The organism is Sinomicrobium weinanense (assembly GCF_018863395.1).
Lineage (GTDB): Bacteria > Bacteroidota > Bacteroidia > Flavobacteriales > Flavobacteriaceae > Sinomicrobium > Sinomicrobium weinanense.
Genome location: NZ_JAHKRR010000030.1, coordinates 1 through 1,114, shown reverse-complemented (window position 1 = coordinate 1,114; position 1,114 = coordinate 1). Strand labels below are relative to the sequence as shown.

1 protein-coding gene is annotated in these 1,114 nt (G+C 49.3%); it reads right to left on the bottom strand.

Going from position 1 to position 1,114, the window contains the following annotated elements; genetic code table 11:
• Positions 1-1,114: immunoglobulin domain-containing protein (locus KN811_RS21755; protein ID WP_425596714.1), on the bottom strand; the 1,114-nt coding region annotated here is incomplete at both ends.

Sequence of the window (1,114 nt, the reverse complement as noted above, 5' to 3'; positions counted from 1 at the left end):
CATATACATCTGTCGTGCCCGGGAACAACGATAACTGGATCAACTCAGGATCCAGGGTCAATACACTGTTCTCATCATTATTATCAAAGGTCCGTATCCGGATGTTCTGCGATAACAACGAAGCATCTATCAATCCACCTTCCTGTCTCTGGAAGATCAGGTGTACACCATCGCCTTCTACAGATAAAGTCGGATATAAGGCAGTGATATGAACACCTTCACTCAATACGGCCAGGTTGGCCCTTAAGTGGGCAAAAGTCGTAGCGTCGCCATCAAAGGCCAGATTCACGTCCCGTACAAAGTTGGCTGTACTGGCGATGTCTCCACCGGTTCCCCAAAGCACATCTATCGGTTGGTTCACATCCACAGGGCCGGTTGCAGGCTGATAGAAATATGCTTCATAGATATGTAATGGCGTCTGGAAACTATCTAAGGACAATTTGGTGATCTGTACACCATCATACTCGATAGGAGTACCATTAATGGAAGGGGTAAACACCACTTCGATCTGTTCCGGTCCGTTCAATACAGAGACCAGGTTCACCAAAGGCACTACATCCCCTACCAGCACTCCATTGCGTACTGCCTGTATCCCTACAAAACCAAGTACCTCAAGCAATCCGGATTCTGTGCCCAGTTTGATATGCATGGCATCTCCGGCTGCAGGTTTAACGGCACAGTTCTCATAACTCAAGCGTTGATAAAAAGCGCCTATTTTTAAGATCGTAAAGGTAGAATGGGTACTCGGATCGCCATCTACGGCTAGTTCCGGGTTTTCTACTCCCCCGATGGCCAGGTTGTCCTGGCTACAGGCATAGACCCGTTCCCTGGCTCCTTCTGTCGGAGGGAAGTTGATCCCCACGGTGATCGGGTAACGTACCGAATCGGTAAGTCCCTCCCGCGTGATCTCTATATAATATGTCGTATTTACGTTTAAGGCAGGCGTCGTAAAGCTCAATCCACTACCGATAGCCGTTCCACCTTCTGCATTGGCAAACCATTCGATACTGTCGCCTGCGCCTATCGGGTTCAATTCTATCGTTGCCGTAGCCCCGGGCTCTATGATATTACCCGATACCGCCGGCATACCGTAACGAAGCCGTGCCCCGTAAAT